Below are 1,745 nucleotides of genomic sequence, written 5' to 3'. Positions count from 1 at the left end.
CCGCGCCGAAGCGTTAGGCGGCGGCCACCACTATCGTCTTCAGGTGAGATTGCAGAATGGCTATGCCTATCGCGAAGGAAGACGGCCCGCCCAGTATGCCGCTAAAATAAATGGCTCTTCGTGGAATCGTGTGGGTGATTTCTACGAGTTTTGATCGCGCGGCAGTGGTGGGAGGGTACAGGTGAGGATCTTGAGGCGCAGATATTCCTCGTCGCGCAGGCCGTAGCAACGACGCTGAATCACCCGGATTTTGTTGTTGAGTCCTTCGACAAATCCGAGGGCCACTTTGTTCTCGGGCTGGCAGTACGCCGCGATGCCGTCCCAGTGCCGCTCGATAAGCGCGGCAAATTTCTCAAACGGCGCGAGGCGTTGCCACCGCAGCGCCTTGCACCACCCCTCGAAGAATTTCCGCGCCCACACTTCGCTCCGATATTCCCAGAGCTGGGCAAACTGCTCCTTGAGCACGTACGCCGTATTGAGGCGCTTGTTCGCGGCCAAGAGCGTCTGCAGCGCACGTCGCTTCTCGATGCTGAGGTTGGCGCGGTGCGACAGCAGCACATACTTCTGGCCTTTGATGAAGGTACGGTCCGCCCGGTTCGTGAGCCGTTTGTACTCCGCCTTGCGCACCGTGTCCATCGCGTCGTTCAGCTGCCGCAGCACATGAAACTTGTCGTAGAGGATGGCGGCCTGCGGCGCATGCGCTTCCGTGCCCTTCCGAAACGCCCGCCACATATCCATCACGGCCAGCCGAATCTCGCTCGTGCGCGCGACACCGAGCTGGTCGTAGAACATCGCCAGGCTCGCCTCGGAGCGATCCGCGCCGCCAAACCAGATCGGCCGTCCCGCCTCGAGATCGCTGACGATGATGCGGTAGACGTGCCCCTTCCGAAGCGAAATCTCATCGATGCCAATCACCGCCGGCGCCGGCGGGCCCGCCACGTCGAGCTGGGCGCGCATGTACAGCATGTCCATCGCTTTCACCGCATGCCAATCGAGCCGCAGGTCCTCCGCGACTTCCGTGATCGACGCACCACGGCACTGCTTGCCGACATAGCGCGCAAACCGACGGGTGTAGTGCGGATTCTCCGCGAGCCAGTCGAGACGCTCTTGCTTCACGCCACCGCACGTGCGGCACGCCACCCGCCGCAGCGCGAACGCCAATCGCACATGCATCGCGCCGCACGGCAGATCGCGGACGTGCCGTAGCCGCTGATCGTACCACGTACGGCAGATCGTGCCACAGACTCCGCAGGCCGTTTTTTTTGACGGCGATGCAGCGTGACGACCACCACGCGGGGATCCGCGTCTTCCCCCCGCACCGCACGGCTCGGCGTAAAGCCTGGAAAGCGATACGCGTCCCGCAGCTCCCGTGGACCTCGCTGCTCGACAGTCATTCACGAACTTTCCCGTCGGCCACCGGTCCCGCAAGAGCGCTTTCCCCTCTGAACCGACGACCCTCCAAGGCTCAAAACCCGCTCAACTCACCCACACAAAGTCCCGAAGAGCCCGAAATCGAATGCACTTGTCCCGCCGGTTCGGCAGCCGGCTCAAGATTCTTGGTCCAGCCTTCGGGTCAAGACTTTTGGCCTCGCCCAACTGAGGGCGCCGGCGCCACTCGATGAACTTTGCGATTTCGCGCCACTCGCCGTCGAGATCGAGCCAGTCGATTGCCGCGGTAAGACGCGACTGCGCATTCCGGTCAAAGCGGCCAGCTAATCCGATTCAATTCGGCCAGGGATTCTGAA

Annotated in this window: 1 protein-coding gene; it reads right to left on the bottom strand. The window is 62.3% G+C overall.

Going from position 1 to position 1,745, the window contains the following annotated elements:
* Positions 1-141: 141 nt before the first annotated feature.
* On the bottom strand, positions 142-1,398 hold the full coding sequence (locus RMP10_RS16180) for an ISL3 family transposase (RefSeq protein WP_310571214.1): 1,257 nt from the start codon (positions 1,396-1,398) through the stop codon (positions 142-144).
* Positions 1,399-1,745: the final 347 nt, after the last annotated feature.

Origin of the sequence: Gemmatimonas sp. (genome assembly GCF_031426495.1) — a bacterium.
Taxonomy (GTDB): domain Bacteria; phylum Gemmatimonadota; class Gemmatimonadetes; order Gemmatimonadales; family Gemmatimonadaceae; genus Gemmatimonas.
This window is presented reverse-complemented; position numbering and strand designations above follow the sequence as displayed.